Annotated in this window: 15 protein-coding genes and 1 tRNA gene; 1 reads left to right on the top strand and 15 read right to left on the bottom strand. The window is 61.0% G+C overall.

Annotated elements, in window-relative coordinates; all coding sequences use genetic code 11:
• Positions 1-65 precede the first annotated feature (65 nt).
• The 7 genes from mhpT to BLR63_RS18765 form a co-directional block, all read right to left on the bottom strand.
• Positions 66-1,271, bottom strand: a complete 1,206-nt coding sequence (mhpT, locus tag BLR63_RS18795; protein WP_042947935.1) for a 3-(3-hydroxy-phenyl)propionate transporter MhpT — start codon at positions 1,269-1,271, stop codon at positions 66-68.
• A gap of 92 nt (positions 1,272-1,363) precedes the next feature.
• The gene (gene dmpG, locus BLR63_RS18790) at positions 1,364-2,374 is read right to left on the bottom strand and encodes a 4-hydroxy-2-oxovalerate aldolase (RefSeq protein WP_083365961.1); all 1,011 of its coding nucleotides are present in this window, start codon (positions 2,372-2,374) and stop codon (positions 1,364-1,366) included.
• A 10-nt stretch (positions 2,375-2,384) separates the two neighbouring features.
• Positions 2,385-3,320, bottom strand: a complete 936-nt coding sequence (locus BLR63_RS18785; protein ID WP_083365960.1) for an acetaldehyde dehydrogenase (acetylating) — start codon at positions 3,318-3,320, stop codon at positions 2,385-2,387.
• Between the two features lie 32 nt (positions 3,321-3,352).
• Positions 3,353-4,159 carry a 2-keto-4-pentenoate hydratase gene (gene mhpD, locus BLR63_RS18780; protein WP_010565638.1) on the bottom strand — a complete coding sequence of 269 codons (807 nt, stop codon included), beginning with the start codon at positions 4,157-4,159 and terminating at the stop codon, positions 3,353-3,355.
• Positions 4,160-4,173: 14 nt separating this feature from the next.
• Entirely contained in the window at positions 4,174-5,037 is an 864-nt protein-coding gene (locus tag BLR63_RS18775; protein ID WP_010565637.1) for an alpha/beta fold hydrolase, read from the bottom strand.
• A 17-nt stretch (positions 5,038-5,054) separates the two neighbouring features.
• Positions 5,055-6,008: a 3-carboxyethylcatechol 2,3-dioxygenase gene (gene mhpB / locus BLR63_RS18770; RefSeq protein WP_010565636.1), complete on the bottom strand. Its 954-nt coding sequence runs from the start codon at positions 6,006-6,008 to the stop codon at positions 5,055-5,057.
• A gap of 1 nt (position 6,009) precedes the next feature.
• Positions 6,010-7,668, bottom strand: a complete 1,659-nt coding sequence (locus BLR63_RS18765; RefSeq protein WP_010565635.1) for a bifunctional 3-(3-hydroxy-phenyl)propionate/3-hydroxycinnamic acid hydroxylase — start codon at positions 7,666-7,668, stop codon at positions 6,010-6,012.
• 133 nt (positions 7,669-7,801) lie between these two features.
• Between BLR63_RS18765 and BLR63_RS18760 the strand changes: the two genes are divergently transcribed.
• Positions 7,802-8,578, top strand: a complete 777-nt coding sequence (locus BLR63_RS18760; RefSeq protein ID WP_010565634.1) for a DNA-binding transcriptional regulator — start codon at positions 7,802-7,804, stop codon at positions 8,576-8,578.
• Between the two features lie 116 nt (positions 8,579-8,694).
• Here the strand turns inward: BLR63_RS18760 and ychF are convergent, their stop codons facing one another.
• The 8 genes from ychF to BLR63_RS18720 form a co-directional block, all read right to left on the bottom strand.
• Positions 8,695-9,795 (bottom strand): redox-regulated ATPase YchF, encoded by a 1,101-nt coding sequence (gene ychF / locus BLR63_RS18755; protein WP_010565633.1) that lies wholly within the window; start codon positions 9,793-9,795, stop codon positions 8,695-8,697.
• A 21-nt stretch (positions 9,796-9,816) separates the two neighbouring features.
• Positions 9,817-10,401, bottom strand: a complete 585-nt coding sequence (gene pth / locus BLR63_RS18750) for an aminoacyl-tRNA hydrolase (protein WP_010565632.1) — start codon at positions 10,399-10,401, stop codon at positions 9,817-9,819.
• 167 nt (positions 10,402-10,568) lie between these two features.
• Positions 10,569-11,168: a 50S ribosomal protein L25/general stress protein Ctc gene (locus tag BLR63_RS18745; RefSeq protein WP_010565631.1), complete on the bottom strand. Its 600-nt coding sequence runs from the start codon at positions 11,166-11,168 to the stop codon at positions 10,569-10,571.
• A gap of 139 nt (positions 11,169-11,307) precedes the next feature.
• Positions 11,308-12,249: a ribose-phosphate pyrophosphokinase gene (locus BLR63_RS18740; RefSeq protein WP_010565630.1), complete on the bottom strand. Its 942-nt coding sequence runs from the start codon at positions 12,247-12,249 to the stop codon at positions 11,308-11,310.
• 46 nt (positions 12,250-12,295) lie between these two features.
• Positions 12,296-12,370: transfer RNA gene (locus tag BLR63_RS18735), tRNA-Gln, on the bottom strand.
• A 37-nt stretch (positions 12,371-12,407) separates the two neighbouring features.
• Positions 12,408-13,211, bottom strand: a complete 804-nt coding sequence (gene ispE, locus BLR63_RS18730; RefSeq protein WP_231998190.1) for a 4-(cytidine 5'-diphospho)-2-C-methyl-D-erythritol kinase — start codon at positions 13,209-13,211, stop codon at positions 12,408-12,410.
• Positions 13,212-13,260: 49 nt separating this feature from the next.
• Positions 13,261-13,878: a lipoprotein insertase outer membrane protein LolB gene (gene lolB / locus BLR63_RS18725; protein WP_010565628.1), complete on the bottom strand. Its 618-nt coding sequence runs from the start codon at positions 13,876-13,878 to the stop codon at positions 13,261-13,263.
• A 4-nt stretch (positions 13,879-13,882) separates the two neighbouring features.
• Positions 13,883-15,607 (bottom strand): tetratricopeptide repeat protein, encoded by a 1,725-nt coding sequence (locus tag BLR63_RS18720; protein WP_010565627.1) that lies wholly within the window; start codon positions 15,605-15,607, stop codon positions 13,883-13,885.
• Positions 15,608-15,612 lie beyond the last annotated feature (5 nt).

Raw genomic sequence — 15,612 nt, 5'->3', positions numbered from 1 at the left:
ACTTTTATTGTTGTTGGGATAACCCCCGCGCCATCACGACGCGAGGGGGCAGTGCGGGTCGGAGGTCAGTCCTCCGGGGAGCGGTTGCGGCGTACCGACAGGTAAAACACCGCCAGCGCGGCCATGACGATGCCCGGTGCCGAGGCCATCATCACGCCGGTGGTGCCAGTGCCCAGGGCGAGCATCTTGCCGGCCACCAACGGGCCGCTCATCGCGCCCAGCCGGCCGATGGCGACGGCGCTGCCGACACCCGTGGCGCGAATCGACGGACGATAGAAATGCGGTGCCAAGGCGTACAGCACACATTGCCCGCCCGTAGCGAAGAAGCCGGCGACGAAGCCGGCTACCAGCATGCTTTGCAGTTGGGTGGCGATGCCCAGGGCCGTCAGCGACGCGAGAATGCCGAGGTAAATCAGGGCCGATAACGCCCAGGCCGGCAGACGATCCATGACCCAGCCCAGCAACAACGTGCCTGCCGCCGCGCCGAATTGCAGCGCCAGCATCACCCAGCTTGCTTGGGCGCCGCTGAAGCCTTGGCCGATCAACAGGCTCGGCAGCCAGTTGATCAGGATGTAAACCACCATGAGCGTAAAGAAGTAGCTGACCCAGATCATCGCGGTCGGCAATGCCGCGCCGTTGCGGAACAGGCCGCTGACCACACCAATCGGAGCGGCATCGCGCACGCTGCGAAACGCTGCGGATTCCGGCAGATAAAGGCCCAGCATCGGCACGATCAGCAATGGCACGATGCCGCCGACGTAGAACACCACTTGCCAGCCACTGGCCAGTTGGGCGATGCCAATGCCTGCCGCGAGTGCAGCGCCCAGGGGCACGCCGCAATACATCAGGCTCACGGCGGTGCCACGCAGGCGCGGGCCGGCGACTTCACTGCTCAGGGCGATCAGGTTGGGCAGTGCGGCACCCAGGCCGACGCCAGTGAGGCAACGGGCAATCAACAGGCTGTTGAAGTCCCAGGCCATGGTCGTGACCAGCGAGAACAACCCGAACAGGGCCACCGACGCCATCAACACCCGTTTACGGCCGATTCGATCAGCCAGCAAACCGCCGAGGAATGCACCGGGCAGCAGGCCGAAAATGCCGGCGCTGAAGACCCAGCCCATGTGTAACTTATCCAGTTGGAACGCCGCCGCCATGCCTTGCGCGGCGATCCCCGACGCTTGCAGGTCGAGGCCTTCCATCAGGGCGACGAGGAAGCACAGACCGATGGTCCGCGCCATGTATAACGGTGTCAGCACGTTTAGCGATGTCATGGGAAATACCCGTTTTATTGTTGTAATGGGCAAAGCAAACCCGTCCGGTCGCTGCGTGGGCGACCGGCCGGGGGGATGCACGGTTCAGCGTTTCAGCGGTTGAGCAGATCCAGGGCCACGTCGACAATCATGTCTTCCTGGCCGCCGACCATGCGGCGCTTGCCCAGCTCGACAAGGATGTCCACGGTCTTGAGGCCATACTTGGCCGCCGCGATTTCGGCATGGCGCAGGAAGCTCGAATACACCCCGGCATACCCCAGCGCCAGGGACTCGCGGTCGACCCGCACCGGGCGGTCTTGCAGCGGGCGCACGATGTCGTCCGCCGCGTCCATCAAGGTGTAGAGGTCGGTGCCGTGGTTCCAGCCCAAGCGTTCGGCGGCGGCGATGAACACTTCCAGCGGCGCGTTGCCGGCGCCGGCGCCCATGCCGGCGAGGCTGGCGTCGATGCGGTCGCAGCCTTCTTCGACGGCGGTGATCGAGTTGGCCACGCCGAGGCTCAGGTTGTGGTGGGCGTGCATGCCGGTTTCGGTTTCCGGTTTGAGTACGGCTTTGAACGCGCGGAAGCGGTCGCGGATGTCCTGCATGTTCATCGCGCCACCGGAGTCGGCCATGTACACGCAGGTGGCGCCGTAGCTTTCCATCAGCTTGGCTTGGGCGGCGAGCTGCTCGGCGGGGATCATGTGACTCATCATCAGGAAGCCGACGGTGTCCATGCCCAGTTCACGGGCGTATTCGATGTGCTGTTTCGACACATCGGCCTCGGTGCAATGGGTGGCGATGCGCACCACGCGGGCGCCGGCGTTGTAGGCGGCCTTGAGGTCGTGCACGGTGCCGATACCGGGCAGCAACAGCGTGGTGATCTTGGCGTGGCTGATTACGTCGGCGGCGGCTTCGATCCATTCCAGGTCGGTGTGCGCGGCGAAGCCATAGTTGAAGCTCGACCCTTGCAGGCCATCGCCGTGGGCGACTTCGATCGAGTCGACCTTGGCTTTGTCGAGGGCGCGGGCGATGTCCTGCACGTTTTGCAGGGAATACTGATGACGCACCGCATGGCTGCCGTCGCGCAGGGTCACGTCGGAGATGTAGATTTTCTTACCGTTCATGTCGCTCTCCTCAGGCCTGTTGCATCGACTGCGCCATGCGCTCGGCGGTGGCCAAGGCTGCGGAGGTCATGATGTCGAGGTTGCCGGCGTAGGCTGGCAGGTAATGGGCGGCGCCTTCGACTTCGAGGAACACCGAGGTTTTCAGGCCGGAGAATTTGCCCAGGCCGGGGATGTTCAACGGCGCGTCTGCCGGGATCACGTCGAACTGCACCTGTTGCTTGAGGCGATAGCCCGGCACATAGGCCTGCACGGCGGCGGCCATCTCGACGATGGAAGCTTCGACCAACGCTTGATCGGCCGCTTCGGACAGCACGAACACCGTGTCACGCATGATCAACGGCGGCTCGGCGGGGTTCATCACGATGATCGCCTTGCCCTTGGCCGCGCCGCCGATCACTTCGATGGCCTTGGAGGTGGTCTCGGTGAATTCATCGATGTTGGCGCGGGTGCCGGGGCCGGCGGATTTGCTCGCGATCGACGCGACGATTTCGGCGTAGTGCACCTTGGCCACCCGCGACACCGCCGCAACCATCGGAATGGTCGCCTGGCCGCCGCAGGTGACCATGTTGACGTTGAGCTGCTCCAGATTCTGCTCCAGGTTCACCACCGGCACGCAGTACGGGCCGATGGCTGCGGGGGTCAGGTCGATCAGGCGGATACCGGGCTTGATCGCGCGCAGGAACGCATCGTTCTTCACATGGGCGCCGGCCGAAGTGGCATCGAAAACGAAGTCGATGTCCTTGAACACGTCCATGCGGGTCAGGCCTTCGACGCCTTCGTGGGTGGTGGCCACGCCCATGCGCTGGGCGCGGGCCAAACCGTCGGAGGCCGGGTCGATGCCGACCATCACCGCCATTTCCAGATGCTTGGCGTTGCGCAGGATCTTGATCATCAGGTCGGTGCCGATGTTGCCGGAGCCGATGATGGCGACTTTGAGTTTCTTCATTATGGTTGCCTCATGTGCACGCAAGTCGCCGATCACTCGGCGCTACTGTCTACCGAGAAATTCACACCGACGCGGCCGATGCCGTCGATTTCGGCCTCGAACCGATCACCGGCGGCTACCGCCACCATGGGCCCCAGCGCGCCGGTGAGAATGATGTCGCCGGCCCGCAGCGGATCGCCCAGGCGCGCCATGGTGCAAGCCAGCCAGACCGCCGCATTGAGCGGATGGCCGAGGCATTCGGCACCGCTGCCGCTGGACACGTCTTCACCATTGCGGGTCATGCGCATTCTGGCTTGGCGCAGGTCGAGCCCATCGAGACGTCGCGCCGGGCCGCCGAGGACGAAGCAACCGCTGGACGCGTTGTCAGCCACGGTATCGACGAAACGGATGTTCCAGCCCTGGACCCGACTGCCGACGATTTCCAGGGCCGGGACGACCCAGCCGGTGGCCGCCATCACATCGGCGAATGTGGTGTCGGCGCGAGGCAGGTCGCGCTCGAGGATCAGGGCGATTTCAGCCTCGATCTTCGGTTGCAGTACGCGGCCGACGGGCACGGTTTGGTTGTCGCCGTAGCACATGTCGGCAAACAGCGTACCGAAGTCCGGCTGGTCCACGCCCAGTTGGGTCTGGACCTTGGGGTTGGTCAGGCCGATCTTGCGGCCCACCACGCGGCGCCCATTGGCCACACCGTGGTCGACGTTGAGGCGCTGGATGGCGTATGCGGCTTCGGCGTTGTCTTCACCGATCTGCTCGCGCAGCGGCGCGATGGCTTCACCGTGGGCTTCGGCCTGGCGCAGATCGGCGGCGAGTTGTTGCAGGGTGTCTTGAGTCAGGTGCATGTCAGCCTCGATGATCAGTGGGTCAGGAAGTCCAGGACCATGCGGTTGAACTTGTCGGCGTGTTCCCACTGCGCCCAGTGACCGCAGCGGTTGAACACATGCAGTTGCGCCCTCGGCAGGCCGGCCAGCAGGCGCAAGCCGGTGTCCATCGGCACGAAGCGGTCCTCGCGACCCCAGACGAGCAGGGTGTCGGCGTTGATCTCGTGCAGGCGGTGGCTGAAATCCGGGAATTGCTTGGGATTGAGGGTGCTGCTCTTGACGAAGTTTTCCAGGTGATCGCGGCGCGACAGGATGTTGTCCAGGCGGGTCTGGAACAGTTCGTCGGTGAGGCCGCTGGCATCGAAAACGAAGACGTTCATCATCTTCTTCAAGTTCTCGATGGTCGGGTCGCGGTACAGCGCGCCGATCAGTTTGATGCCTTCGGTGGGCTGGGGAACGAAGGCGCTCGGGCCGCCGGTGCCGCCGCCCATCAGGATCAGTTTGCCGATCCGCTCAGGGTATTCCAGGGCGAAGGCGACGGTGCTGTGGGCCCCCATCGAGTTGCCGATGATGTGCACGCGCGTAAGCTTCAGCACATCGAGCAGGCCCTTGAGCGCTTGGGCATTGAGGTTCGAGCGCGAGCCTTCGCTGACGATCGTGTCGCTTTTGCTCCAGCCGGGGCAGTCCATCAGGATCACGCGAAAACCGGCGTTAACCAGCGGCTCGATATTGCGATTGAAGTTGGCCCAGCCGCTCGCGCCCGGCCCGGAGCCGTGCAGCATGACCACGGTTTCGGCACCTTCGCCAAGGTCGTTGTAGTGCAGTTGCAGGTCCAGGTCGCCTTCCTTGATACGGGCAAAGCGGCTGGTGGAAGCTTCACTGAATGCAGTGGCTGTCATGGCAGTGTTCCTTGAATTCATGGGTGATGGTTCAGCGGCTGTGCGCCAAGCGCACCGAAGCCTGCAATCCATTCGGGAATCGGGCGGTAGTAACGACCCTCGGTCCGGTACGGGCCGAAGGCACTCAGGGCGGCGAAGGCGGCGACCCAGGTTTTGACTTCATGGGTCGACTTGCCGGCCAGCGCCGACAATGCGTCGTTACCCAGGCTGTCGAGGTCGCTCATGCGGGCCTGTTGGAGGGTGTCGAGAAACTGCTGGTCCCACGTCGGGTTCAGCGGGTGCAGGCTGTACGGGTCTTCGACGAAGACACGGGCGGCTTGAATGACCCGGTTCTGCCGGGCCTGTCGTTCGTCGGCAGGAAGCTGGCGGCCGCTGCCCATCAGGCGGTCGGCCATCCGCGCATCGACCTTGGCCAGTTCCGGTACCGGCGGTTGATGGGACAAGCCGCCGGAGGCCAGGAACAGCACGCGTTTATCCAGCGATTTCGCCCATTGGCCAATCGCCTCGCCCAGCAGCCGGGCACGTTTGAAGCCAGGCAGCGGCACGGCCACGCAGTTGATGAACACCGGGATCACCGGGCATTTGTGCAAGCCGCCGAGCAACAGCTCCAGGGGTTGGGCGAACCCATGGTCGACCTGCATGCGATACGACACCGCAGTGTCGACACCGGCCTCCAGCACCGCCTGGGCGCAGGATTCGGCCAGTGTTTTAGGCACGTCCAGAGGGCCGGCGGCGGTGTTGAAATCACCGATGGCGTCGGCCGCCATGCCAATGCAAAAGGCCGGCATGACGTCGTAGAAAAAGCCGTTGTAATGGTCGGGGCCGAACAGCACCACCAACTCTGGGTCGAAGCGGGCGATGCGCTCGCGCGCCTCGGCGATCACGCCGTCGACTTCGACCAGCACGTGCGGTTCAGGGTCGACGTAGCCCACCAACGGCGTGTGAGACAAACAATGCAGATAAGCGCTCATCTCACGCGACCTTGCTGACGACAGCGCTCGCCGCAGGCTGTGGCAAAGCTTTGAGCGCCCGGGCCAGTTCATCGCAGGCCTGGCCGACCGTTTGGGGGATGGCCAGCCCGGCGACGAAGCGGTCCGGACGCACCAGGGCAATGGACGACGTGCCGAGGGCGAACCACTCTTTCAAGCGACCGGTGCAGTCACCCACGCGGATCACGTCAGGGCCGGCATCGCTCGGGACTCTGAGCTGGACGTCTGGCAACACTTGAATGAAGCGGGTGCCCAGGGCTTTCCACTGCGCGATTTGCTCGGCGGTCAGGCCCCAGGTCGGGTCGCAGCCCCAGGCGATAATCGCAAAGTTCTCGCCGATCACTTCATCCAGCAGCACTGTGGTGCCGGCATCGGTCAATACCTTCGGCTGAATGAACATCTTGCCGACCGGCGAGCCCTTTTGATTTGGCACGATCAACGCGCCCTGGGTGTATTGCGGCATCGGTTTGAAGCGCATTTCCACGAAGTAGCGTTTGACCGGCGGCAGGTAATTGAGCAACCACGACACCCCATCGCGCAGGGTGCCTTGCCAGCGTTTCGGCGGCGCCAGCACGTGGCCGGCGAGTACGGAGAGATTGATCATCGCCTTGGCGTGGTCGCGGCGCTCCTGTTCGTAGCTGTCGAGCAGGTTGTCGGCGGCCAGGCCCTTGATCACCAGCGCCAGCTTCCACGCCAGGTTCAAGGCATCGCGCATGCCGCTGTTGTAACCCTGGCCTTGCCATACCGGCATGATGTGCGCGGCGTCACCGGCCAGCAGCACCCGACCCTGGCGGAACCGACCGGCCAGACGCGCGTTATGGGTATAGACGCGGCTGCGGATCAGCTCGATGCGGTCCGGGTTCGGCAATACCTTGCTCAGCAGCCGGCGCAGGTTCTCAGGCTTGCTCAGCTCGGTCTCGGTTTCGCCGGGCATCACCATGAACTCGAAACGACGCACGCCATGGGGCAGGGCGGCGGACACGTAAGGACGCACGGGGTCGCAGCACAGATAAACATGGGGCGTGGCCAGCGGGTCGTTGGCGATGTCGACCACGATCCACTGATTGGGCGCGGTCTTGCCTTCAAAGCTGATATCCAGGCTGCGCCGCACCAGGCTGTTGCCGCCATCGCAACCAATCAGGTAACGAGCGTTCAGGCGTTCGCTGCGGCCATGCTGATCCTTGAGGTCGAGCACCACTGCGCTGTCGCTTTGTTCGAAACTGTTGAGCTCACGGCTGAACAGGACCTTGACGTTATTGAAGCGCTGCAGGCCGTCGAACAGTACCCGGTCAGCCAACGGTTGAATGAACGCGTTGCGTCGTGACCAGCCGAACTCGTCGGTTTTCGGTTGAATGTCGGCGAAGCAGCGACCCTTGGGGGTCAGGAAACGCATGGCGTGCCAAGGCGTGGTATGGGGCAGCACCTTGTCCGCCAGACCGACGGCCTGGAAAGTGCGCAGGCTTTCGTCGTCCAGGCCAATGGCGCGAGGATAGTCGATCAGGCTGTCGAGCTTTTCCACCACCGTGACGTTGACGCCGCATTGTCCCAGGTAATTGGCAATCATCAGGCCGACCGGGCCGGCGCCGACGATGGCAACATCGGTGGTCAACTCCAATGGGGAAGGAGTGGGTGCAAGGCTCATGGGTATCTCCGTACAGCGCTTTTGGATTTTTTGTTGGGCGCAGTATGGAAATCACGAGGCTGGTGGACAACGAAAACCCTTGCTAGTGTGCACCAGGTGCACAAGCCTGATTTATAACAATAAAGGAGTTCCCATGAGCGAGACAGAATACAAGGCTGTTCGTGGGCTGATGCGCGGTTTGGCCCTGATCAACGGCTTGAATCGTTTCGATGGCGGGGCCAGTACGGCGCAGTTGGCCGAGCAGAGCGGGTTGCATCGCACCACGGTTCGACGATTGCTGGAGACCTTGCAGGCCGAGGGCTACGTGCGACGCAGCGAGTCGGATGACAGCTATCGACTGACGCTGAAAGTGCGTGAATTGAGTGAGGGATTTCGCGACGAACAATGGATTTCTTCGATTGCTGCACCGCTGCTGGGTGAGCTGCTGCAACAAGTCGTGTGGCCGAGCGACCTGTGCACGCTGGATGGCGACGCCATGGTGATTCGCGAGACCACTCATCGCTTCAGCCGCCTGTCATTTCACCGCTCCATGGTCGGTCGGCGCTTGCCGCTGTTGATGACGGCCACCGGGCGCGCCTACTTTGCGTTCTGCCCCGAGGCTGAGCGCGAGAAGCTGATTGAGTTGATGGTCAGCCGCGAAGATGAACAGTCGGCGCTGGCGGCCGATCGAGGCTTTGTCGAGCGGTTGGTGGAACACACCTTGAGCAAAGGCTACGGCGAAAACAATTCCCACTGGGGCCAGGAACGCAAAATTGCCGCCATCGCGATTCCGATCGAGCACGAGGAGCGGGTGATGGGTTGCCTGAACCTGGTTTACATCGCCAAGGCGATGTCGGTTGAGGAGGCCGCGCGTCGGCATCTACCGGCGATGCAAGACGTGGTGCAAAAAATCAGGGCGCAATTGGCGTAGGGTTGGCGCCTTTCTGCGTGCTTTGCCGTGGGGCGCGATCAAGCCCGCAAAACGCAAAAATCCCCGTGTCAGCGAGTGATCACGGGGATTTTTGTGTTTGTCGTCTTGCGTGTGAATTACACGTTGAAGCGGAAGTGCATCACGTCGCCATCTTTGACGATGTATTCCTTGCCTTCCAGGCGCCACTTGCCGGCTTCCTTGGCACCGGCTTCACCCTTGAACTGGATGAAGTCGTTGTAGGCGATCACTTCGGCACGGATGAAGCCTTTTTCGAAGTCGGTGTGGATCACGCCAGCAGCCTGTGGCGCGGTGGCACCGACCTTGACGGTCCAGGCGCGGACTTCTTCGACACCGGCGGTGAAGTAGGTCTGCAGGTTGAGCATTTCATAACCGGCGCGGATCACGCGGTTCAGGCCCGGCTCTTCCAGGCCCAGGGCCTCGAGGAACATGTCTTTTTCTTCGCCGTCATCGAGTTCGGCGATTTCCGCTTCGATCTTGTTGCACACCGGCACAACCATGGCGCCTTCTTCTTCGGCGATGGCCTTGACCACGTCGAGCAGCGGGTTGTTCTCGAAGCCGTCTTCGGCGACGTTGGCGATGTACATCACCGGCTTGGTGGTCAGCAGGTGGAAGCCCTTGACCGCGGCCTTCTCGTCAGCGCCCATGGTCTTCATCAGGCTGCGTGCCGGCTTGCCCAGGGTGAAGTGAGCGATCAACTGCTCCAGCAGGCCTTTCTGGACCACTGCGTCCTTGTCACCGCCCTTGGCATTGCGCGCGACTTTCTGCAGTTGCTTCTCGCAGCTGTCGAGGTCGGCGAAGATCAGTTCCAGGTCGATGATTTCGATGTCGCGTTTCGGGTCGACGCTGTTGGAGACGTGAATCACGTTCTCGTCTTCAAAGCAGCGGACCACGTGGGCGATGGCATCGGTTTCACGGATGTTGGCCAGGAACTTGTTGCCCAGGCCTTCACCTTTCGACGCACCGGCGACCAGGCCGGCGATGTCGACGAATTCCATGGTGGTCGGCAGGATGCGCTTGGGGTTGACGATCAACGCCAGGGCTTCCAGGCGTGGGTCCGGCATCGGCACGATACCGCTGTTGGGTTCGATGGTGCAGAAGGGGAAGTTCTCCGCCGCAATACCGGACTTGGTCAAAGCGTTGAACAAGGTGGATTTGCCGACGTTGGGCAGGCCGACGATGCCGCAATTGAATCCCATGGTGTTTCCCCTCGGTAAGAGTCAGGCCTTCTGGCTGTGCAGGGTTTTCATCGCACGGTTCCATTCACCGGCGAAGATATCCGGCAGCACGCCGAGGGCAAAGTCGATGCTGGCATCGAGTTTTTCCTGTTCGGCGCGTGGCGCACGACCCAGGACGAAATTTGAAACCATACTGGCAACGCCTGGGTGGCCAATGCCGAGCCGCAGGCGGTAAAAATTATTCTGATTGCCCAGCTGCGCGATGATGTCGCGCAGACCATTGTGCCCGCCATGCCCGCCGCCTTGCTTGAGCTTGGCAACGCCGGGTGGCAGGTCCAGTTCGTCATGGGCCACCAGGATTTCTTCGGGTTTGATCCGGAAGAAACCCGCAAGCGCCGCGACAGCCTGGCCGCTGCGGTTCATGTAGGTGGTGGGAATCAACAGACGAACATCCTGACCCTGATGCGAAAAGCGTCCGGTCAGGCCGAAATATTTGCGATCGGCCACCAGGTTCACACCTTGGGCGTGGGCGATGCGCTCAACAAAAAGGGCCCCCGCGTTATGCCGGGTCTGTTCGTATTCGGCGCCTGGATTTCCCAGGCCAACGATCAGTTTAATGGCAGTCACGACAGGGGCCCTTCCTTTGGAGTTGTGGATAACATCGCCGACCTGGGTGCGGCGAAAGTGGACGACAAGAGCTCGTTACCTCATGAGGTGAACGTCGCGTTATCGCCCGCTTTCTCGCTACGTTTCGGTCCGCGATGTGTCCTCAAGCTCCGACATTACAGAGTGAATTACTCTGCAGCGCCTTCTTCAGCTTCTGGTGCAACGCGTGGAGCGTGTACGTTGGCAACAGCTTTGTCATCACCGTGAACCAGTGCAACGAACTCAACGCCTTTAGGGGCCTTGATGTCGGACAGGTGGATGATGTCGCCGATTTCCATCGCCGACAGGTCGACTTCGATGAACTCAGGCAGGTCTTTCGGCAGGCAGGTCACTTCGATCTCGGCAACAACGTGCGAAACTTCGCCGCCTTTCTTGACCGGAGCTTCTTCGCCAACAAAGTGCACAGGCACGATGGCGGTCAGTTTCTGGCCGGCAACAACGCGTACGAAGTCAGCGTGCAGCACGTGGCCTTTGGCTGGGTGGCGTTGCAGGGCCTTGATGATGACGTTCTGCTTGGTGCCGCCAACGTTCAAGGAAATGATGTGGCTGTAGGCCGCATCGTTTTCCAGCAGTTTGGCGATTTCTTTGGCCAGCATGCTGATGGATTCAGGGGCTTTGTCGCCACCGTAAACTACAGCTGGAACCAGGCTTGCGAGACGACGCAGGCGGCGGCTCGCACCTTTCCCCAGGTCGGAACGCACTTCAGCATTCAGAATAAATTCGTTCATGTTGTATCTCCAAAATAACCACATTCGCCCCAGCGTTTGCGACCAGCGCTAAAGGCGATATGGGCAAAAAAGCCCCGCCCCAACAGTACGCTGGGGCGGGGCGCTTTTCGTCAGTGAGGTGTTCCGAAAGGGTTGACCCTTAACGGAACATCGCGCTGATCGATTCTTCGTTGCTGATGCGGCGAACCGCTTCGGCAACTACCGGTCCGATATCCAGTTGACGGATACGCGAACAGGCTTGAGCGGCAGCGGACAACGGGATGGTGTTGGTCACCACCAGTTCGTCCAGCATTGAGTTCTCGATGTTCTCGATCGCTCGGCCCGACAGCACAGGGTGTGTGCAGTAGGCGAAGACTTTAGCCGCACCGTGCTCTTTCAAGGCTTTTGCCGCGTGGCACAGGGTGCCGGCGGTATCGACCATGTCATCGACGAGAATACAGGTGCGCCCTTCGACATCACCGATGATATGCATCACTTCAGAGTGATTGGCTTTCTCACGGCGTTTGTCGATGATCCCGAGGTCCACGCCCAGGGATTTGGCGACAGCCCGTGCACGCACGACGCCACCAATGTCCGGGGACACGATCATCAGGTTTTCAAAGCGCTGGTCTTCGATGTCATCCACCAATACGGGGGAGCCGTAGATGTTATCTACCGGAATATCGAAGAACCCCTGGATTTGGTCAGCGTGCAGGTCAACCGTGAGAACACGGTCGATGCCTACCACGGTGAGCATGTCAGCCACGACTTTCGCGCTGATAGCCACACGTGCGGAACGCGGACGGCGATCCTGACGGGCATAACCAAAGTAAGGGATTACAGCTGTGATTCGAGTCGCTGAGGAGCGGCGGAAGGCATCAGCCATCACGACGAGTTCCATCAGGTTATCGTTGGTCGGAGCGCAGGTCGGCTGAATAATGAAGACGTCTTTACCGCGGACGTTTTCATTGATCTCGGCGGTAATTTCGCCGTCGGAAAATTTGCCGACGGAGATGTCACCGAGAGGGATATGCAGCTGACGTACGACACGTCGAGCCAGATCGGGGTTGGCGTTCCCCGTAAAGACCATCATCTTGGACACGCGCAGTACCTAGAGGCTGAGGGTAACCTGGATGAGTATAGGAAAATGGCAGGGGCGGCTGGATTCGAACCAACGCATGGCAGGATCAAAACCTGCTGCCTTACCGCTTGGCGACGCCCCTGTATCTGTTGCAACGAGTACCCAGTACTCGATTCCTTTTAGAGCAGACTTTGCAACTTGCGATGCAACATCGAAACGTTGCTTCCCTTTGCTACAAACCCTGTAAGGGTCTCTGTAAGAAGGGCCGAGACTTTATCAGCTTCAGCTTTGTTTGGGAAGCCCCCAAACACACAACTTCCAGTGCCGGTTAATTTTGCTTCGGTAAATTTACCTAACAAATTCAAAGCGTTACGTACCTCTGGATAACGCCTTGCTACAACCGGTAAGCAGTCATTTCGACTGTTTCCCTTGGGAACGGGGCGCACTTTAATGGGAGGAGAGTTACGTGTCAACAGTGGATCTGAAAAAATTTCTGCTGTACTTACAGATACTTGCGGGACAAGCACGACATACCAAGGCTCTTCGGGGTATTCGGGGGTGAGTTTTTCGCCGACGCCCTCGGCAAAAGCGGCGTGTCCACGCACGAAAACCGGGACGTCGGCGCCGAGCGTCAGGCCCAGCGCGGCCAGGCGATCGAGGTCCCAGCCGAGCTGCCACAAGTGGTTCAGGCCCAGCAATGTGGTGGCGGCATTCGAGCTGCCGCCGCCGATGCCGCCGCCCATGGGCAGGATCTTATCTATCCAGATGTCGACACCCAGGGTGCAGCCGGATTGTTCCTGGATTTTTTTTGCGGCCTTCACAATCAGATTGCTGTCGTGGGGCACGCCTTCGAATTCGGTATGCAGTTGAATCACGCCATCGTCGCGTACGGCGAACGTTAGCTCGTCGCCATAATCGAGAAACTGAAACAGCGTCTGCAACTCGTGGTAGCCGTCTTCACGGCGACCGAGAATGTGCAGCATCAGATTGAGTTTGGCCGGGGAGGGCAGGGTCAGTTTTTCTACCGTCACGTTATTGCCCCAGCTTGCGCGGTTGCCAGTCCTTGATCACCAGCGTGATGTCAAGGTCGGTGCCGTGCAGCTTGATGCGCTCGGGCAGCCAGTAACCGCTTTGTTGCACATAGCTCAGGTATTCGACCTGCCAGCCATCCTGTTCGAGGGTCGCCAGGCGGCTGTCGCTGTTGAGGCTCAGGCGACTTTTGCTGTCGGGGGCGGGCAAGCCGCGTACCCACCACACCAAATGCGATACGGGCAGCTTCCAGCCGATCTGTTCTTCCAGCAGCGCTTCCGGCGAGGTCGCTTCATAGCGCCCCTGGTTGGCAACTTCGAGGCTCACCTGTCCCGGTCGGCCGGTCAGGCGCGCTGCGCCTCGACCCAATGGGCCGGACAGGCGAATGTCGTAGTAGTCCTGGCGTTGCAGCCAGAACAAGGTGCCGCTGCCGGAATCTTTCGGGGCGCGAACCCCGACCTTGCCGTCGATCTGCCAGCCATCGATGCTGCCGAGCTGTGCCTTGTGTTGTTTCCATTGCGCCGGGTTGCCCGGACCTTCAACGGATTCGCGGGCGCCGAAGCCCGCGCAACCGGCGAGCAGGGCGATGAAGCTGAAAACGATAACGTGGCGCAAAAACATAAGCTTATAGGGTCTCGGATCCGGTCAGGCGCTTGATGGTGCTGCGCAGAATGGGGCTTTCAGGTTGTTCCTTGAGGAACTTTTCCCAGATTTGCCGGGCTTCACGCTGTTTGCCATTGACCCACAGCACTTCGCCCAGGTGGGCGGCGACTTCCTGGTCGGGGAAGCGTTCCAGTGCCATGCGCAGCAAGCGTTCGGCTTCGTCCAGATTGCCCAGGCGGTAGTTCACCCAGCCCAGGCTATCGAGTACGGCCGGGTCTTCCGGGTTGAGCTTGTGGGCCTGTTCGATCAACACCTTGGCTTCGTCGTAGCGTGTGGTGCGGTCGGACAAGGTGTAGCCCAGGGCGTTAAGCGCCATGGCGTTGTCTGGATCACGCTTGATGATCAGGCGCAGGTCTTTTTCCATCTGCGCCAAGTCATTGCGTTTTTCCGCCTGCATGGCGCGGGTATACAGCAGGTTCAAGTCGTCGGGGAATTGCAACAAGGCTTGTTGCAGCACTTTCCAGGCGCGCTCGCCCTGATTGTTGGCCGAGAGGGTCTCGGCCTGGATCAGATAGAGCTGGATCGCGTAGTCCGGTTCGGCATCCCGCGCGGCGGCCAGGCGTTTTTCCGCTTCGTCGGTACGCCCGTTGCTCATCAGGATATCGGCCTGGCGCAACTGGGCCGGCAGGTAGTCATTGCCGGGGTTGACCTGGGCGTATTCAAGCAGGGCTGCCTGCGGGTCGTTGCGTTCTTCGGCAATGCGGCCGAGGTTCAGGTGCGCGGAGTCCACATGGCTTTCCCGGGCGATCAGGTCTTCCAGGTAGCCCTTGGCCTCGTCCCAGGCCTTGGCTTCCAGGCACACCAGGGCCAGGGAGTAGCGTAATTCGTCGTCGTCCGGGTATTGCTGGACCAGATTGGCGAACTGCACTTTGGCGTCCTCCATGCGGTCCAGCTCCACCAGCGTGCGCGCGTAGGTCAGGCGCAGACGCTTGTCTTCCGGGTACTTCTTGATGCTTTTTTCCAGCAGCGGAATCGCTTCCTTGCCGCGATTGAGACTCTGCAGCAGGCGTGCACGCAACAGAATCGGCGCGATCTCGCCTTCTTCCGGTGGGTTTTTCTCCAGCAGCTTCAGTGCAGCTTCGGTTTCGTCATCCTGTTGCAGCAGCAAGGCCTTGCCGAACACCAGTTGGCTGTTCTTCGGGTGTTTTTGCAGCAGGCGGTCGAAACTCTTCATCAGGCCATTGCGCGTGTCCTGGTCGGTGTCGGCGGCCGACAGTGCGAGGAAGTCGAAATGGGTGTCGCCCTTGCCCTGCAGGACTTTCTCCATATACGCCATGGAGTCGTCATAACGCCCGGCGCGCGCCAATTGAATGGCTGCCGCCCGCTGCGCTTCGAGATCGTCCGGGGCGTTTTTCGCCCAGATCAGCGAGGTATCCAGCGCCGCCTGATCGGCTCCCAGGTATTCGGCGATGCGAAACGCCCGCTCGGAAATGCCTGGATCCTGGGTGTTGATGGCCTGGGTTACGTAATTATCCAGTGCAATGTCGAAGCGGTTGCGTTGGCCGGCCAGCTCTGCGGTCAACAGGCTGAACACCGTTTCTTCACTGAACGAGGAATAAACCTTGGGCTTTTCAGGGGCGGGGGTGCTGTCTTCCACCGGCGGCGTACCGTCCGGCGACACGGGGGCCAAGGCCTGGCAGCCGCTGAGGAAGACAAAAGCAAGGAGCAACGCGGAGGATCTATTCATATAGG

This window comes from Pseudomonas extremaustralis (assembly GCF_900102035.1).
GTDB lineage: Bacteria > Pseudomonadota > Gammaproteobacteria > Pseudomonadales > Pseudomonadaceae > Aquipseudomonas > Aquipseudomonas extremaustralis.
Note: the sequence above shows the minus strand (reverse complement) of the source record. Positions and strands in the feature narration are given on the sequence as shown.

Coding starts and splice junctions, on each gene's coding strand:
- BLR63_RS18765 (WP_010565635.1), bottom strand. CDS start 7,668: ATGAGCCTTGCACCCACTCCTTCCCCATTGGAGTTGACCACCGATGTT.
- mhpD (WP_010565638.1), bottom strand. CDS start 4,159: ATGCACCTGACTCAAGACACCCTGCAACAACTCGCCGCCGATCTGCGC.
- ispE (WP_231998190.1), bottom strand. CDS start 13,211: ATGCTGCACATTCTCGGTCGCCGTGAAGACGGCTACCACGAGTTGCAG.
- BLR63_RS18745 (WP_010565631.1), bottom strand. CDS start 11,168: ATGAACGAATTTATTCTGAATGCTGAAGTGCGTTCCGACCTGGGGAAA.
- BLR63_RS18760 (WP_010565634.1), top strand. CDS start 7,802: ATGAGCGAGACAGAATACAAGGCTGTTCGTGGGCTGATGCGCGGTTTG.
- ychF (WP_010565633.1), bottom strand. CDS start 9,795: ATGGGATTCAATTGCGGCATCGTCGGCCTGCCCAACGTCGGCAAATCC.
- lolB (WP_010565628.1), bottom strand. CDS start 13,878: ATGTTTTTGCGCCACGTTATCGTTTTCAGCTTCATCGCCCTGCTCGCC.
- dmpG (WP_083365961.1), bottom strand. CDS start 2,374: ATGAACGGTAAGAAAATCTACATCTCCGACGTGACCCTGCGCGACGGC.
- mhpT (WP_042947935.1), bottom strand. CDS start 1,271: ATGACATCGCTAAACGTGCTGACACCGTTATACATGGCGCGGACCATC.
- mhpB (WP_010565636.1), bottom strand. CDS start 6,008: ATGAGCGCTTATCTGCATTGTTTGTCTCACACGCCGTTGGTGGGCTAC.
- BLR63_RS18785 (WP_083365960.1), bottom strand. CDS start 3,320: ATGAAGAAACTCAAAGTCGCCATCATCGGCTCCGGCAACATCGGCACC.
- BLR63_RS18720 (WP_010565627.1), bottom strand. CDS start 15,607: ATGAATAGATCCTCCGCGTTGCTCCTTGCTTTTGTCTTCCTCAGCGGC.
- BLR63_RS18775 (WP_010565637.1), bottom strand. CDS start 5,037: ATGACAGCCACTGCATTCAGTGAAGCTTCCACCAGCCGCTTTGCCCGT.